Genomic DNA, 2833 nt, shown 5'->3' on the forward strand with positions numbered 1-2833 from the left:
CGGTGGTCGGCTGTGGCAGGTGCTCGTCGGCGGTGCGGCGGTGCTGGTCCTGCTCGCGCTCTGCGGGCTCGGCGCGGCGGCCCTGCTCGTCGACCGCACGCCGAACGACGACCCGACCGCGGCGGCACCGCAGCCCACCACGGCCGCCCCGGTCGACGGGTCGACCGCCAACGACCTCGACTCCCGCGACACCGACCAGCAGCCGCTGACCGCCCGCGAGGTCTTCGGCGGCAAGAAGCTGGTGGTGGCCGACGGACGACCCGCCTACGACGTGCTGAAGACGCAGTCCGGCGGCAGTTGCGCGGTCGCCGCCACCGGCGAGATCGCCGACCTGCTGGTCCGGCTCGGGTGCAGCCAGGTGGTCCGGGGCACGCTGCGCTCCCCCGACGGCGAGCACCTGGCCACCGCCGGCCTGTTCAACCTGACCGACAAGGCCAGCGCGCAACGCGTCCGGGACCGGATCCGGCAGCTGCTCGACGAGCGGCAGGGCCGCTTCCGTGGCATGGCGGCCGGCGACGGCACCGAGGCGCTCACCACCGCCGCCGCCCGGGTCGGCTGGCAGGTACGCGGCCACTACATCGCCTACTGCCTGGTCGTCCGCGCCGACGGCGGCGCCGTGCCGGCCGGCGACACCGCCGTCCGCGACATCATCTTCGACCTGATCGAGCTGCACCTCGACAAGGGCGTGCTCGAACGCCGGGCCGTCGGCGGCAGCGCCGTCCAGCCCACCGCGAAGGCGACCGAGGGCACCGGCACCCAGGGCGGCAACGCAACTCCCGACGAGCTGCCCGGCAACTGAGCCGCCGGTCGACGGCGAGCGACGCGAGGCCCGGTCCGAGTCCTGTGGACCGGGCCTCGCCACGTGTTCAGGCTCGGCACGGCCCGGTCACGCGTCACGCCGCCTGCGCGGGCGCTGCCGGGCGAGGCCGGCGACCTGGCGGCACCGCGCACCGGCCTGGGTGAGTGCCCTTGGCTGCACCGGGTCTCGCGAACCCGCGTGCGCTCAGGCCTCGGTGGAGACGCGGAGGCGCCGGGTGAGGTCGGCGCGGTGCGCGTACTCGGCCGGGTCGTCGGGGTAGCCGACCGCGACCAGGGTCAACCCGTGCGCCGCCGCGACGGTCACCTCGCTGGAACGTTCCCGCCGGCTCAGCAGGCTCGCCGGCCACTCGACCGGCCGCCGGCCGTCCCCGGCGACCAGCATCGCCCCGACCAGGCTGCGCACCATCGCCTGGCAGAACGCGTCGGCCTGCACGGTGGCCACGAGGATGCCGTCCGGGTCGCGCCGCCAGTCCAGCCGGGTCACCTCGCGCAGCGTGGTGGCGTTCTCCTTGCGCCGGCAGTACGCGGCGAAGTCGTGCTCCCCCACCAGCCCGGCCGCGGCGGCGTTCAGCGCCGCCAGGTCCAGCGGCTTCGGCCAGGCGAGGGTGTCGTGCCGGCGCAACGGCTCGGCGCCCCACGGGGCGTCGGTCACCCGGTACTCGTAGCGACGGAAGGTCGCCGAGAAACGGGCGTCGAAGTCGGCGGGCACCTCGCTCATCGCGCGGACCCGCACGTCGGTCGGGAGCAGCCGGGCCAGCCGGCGCAGCAGGCGCCCGTCATGCTCCCGCCACACGGCGGTGGGCAGGTCGAGGTGACAGACCTGACCGGTGGCGTGCACCCCGGCGTCGGTGCGGCCGGCGACGGTCAGCCCGGTCGCCGTGCCCGCGCCGAGGACCAGGTCCAGCGTCTGGGTCAGCACCCCGGCGACCGTCCGCCGGGTCGGTTGGGCGGCCCAACCGGAGAAGTCCGTGCCGTCGTACGAGACGTCCAACCGCAGCCGGGTCCGCTCGTCCACCTCGTACCTCCCGTTCACGCCGTCGGGCCCGGCACCCCAGGAAGGGATGCCGGGCCCGACGATGACGCCTGTGCTCAGGCCTTGTTCTCGTTGGCCTCGTCGCTGTCCTCGCGGGCGGCGTCGGTGTCACCGGACACCGACACCGGCGGCTCGGCGTCCTGGTCGCCCGAGTTCGACTCCGGGGTCTCCTCGGCCGGGGCCAGGGCCTCGACCTTGTCCTGCTGGGCGGCCTTGCGGGCGGCGGTCTTCTTGTTCGCCTTGGGCTCGGCGACCTGAAGCTCCTCGACCAGCTCGATGATCGCCATCGGAGCGGCGTCACCCTTGCGCGGACCGGTCTTCACGATCCGGGTGTAGCCACCGTTGCGGTTGGCGTACCGGGGCGCGATCTGGTCGAACAGGGCGTAGACCACGTCCTTGTCCTTGACGACGCCCAGCACCCGACGCCGCGCGGCGAGGTCGCCGCGCTTGGCCTTGGTGATGAGCTGCTCGGCCAGCGGACGCAGCCGCCGGGCCTTCGTCTCGGTGGTCTGGATCTTGCCGTGCTGGAACAGCGCGGTGGCCAGGTTGGCCAGCATCAGCCGCTCGTGCGCGGGGCTGCCGCCGAGGCGGGGGCCCTTGGTGGGCGTGGGCATGCTTGGTGCTCCTCAGGTGTGGCGGCAGCGCGGACTAGAGCTGCTCGGTCTCGCGGTAGTCGTCGGTGTCGTAGTCGGCCTCGCCGAAGGCGTCCACGACGTGCGCCGGGTCGAAGTTCGGAGCCGAGTCCTTCAGCCCGAGACCCATCCCGGCGAGCTTCATCTTGACCTCGTCGATCGACTTCTGACCGAAATTCCGGATGTCGAGGAGGTCGGCCTCGGTACGCCCGATGAGCTCACCAACGGAGTTGATGCCCTCGCGCTTGAGGCAGTTGTAGGAGCGGACGGTGAGGTCCAGCTCCTCGATCGGCAGGGCCAGGTCCGCCGCGAGCTGGGCGTCCTGCGGGGACGGCCCGATGTCGATGCC

The 2833-nt window shown here is 73.6% G+C and carries 4 protein-coding genes; 1 reads left to right on the forward strand and 3 read right to left on the reverse strand.

The features are described 5' to 3' along the window. Window positions 1–799 (forward strand): hypothetical protein (locus JNW89_RS33295; RefSeq protein ID WP_238452062.1); only part of this gene is annotated, 799 nt, incomplete at its 5' end. Window positions 800–1003: 204 nt separating this feature from the next. Here JNW89_RS33295 and truA read toward each other — a convergent pair. From truA to JNW89_RS33310, 3 genes are all read right to left on the reverse strand, one after another. Beyond that, window positions 1004–1834, reverse strand: coding sequence for a tRNA pseudouridine(38-40) synthase TruA (gene truA, locus JNW89_RS33300; RefSeq protein ID WP_238448374.1), 831 nt, complete (start codon window positions 1832–1834; stop codon window positions 1004–1006). Window positions 1835–1908: 74 nt separating this feature from the next. Further along, window positions 1909–2466 (reverse strand): 50S ribosomal protein L17, encoded by a 558-nt coding sequence (gene rplQ, locus JNW89_RS33305; protein WP_238448370.1) that lies wholly within the window; start codon window positions 2464–2466, stop codon window positions 1909–1911. Between the two features lie 34 nt (window positions 2467–2500). Next, window positions 2501–2833 (reverse strand): DNA-directed RNA polymerase subunit alpha C-terminal domain-containing protein (locus tag JNW89_RS33310; protein ID WP_305070563.1); only part of this gene is annotated, 333 nt, incomplete at its 5' end.

Source organism: Micromonospora sp. 4G55 (assembly GCF_016803375.1).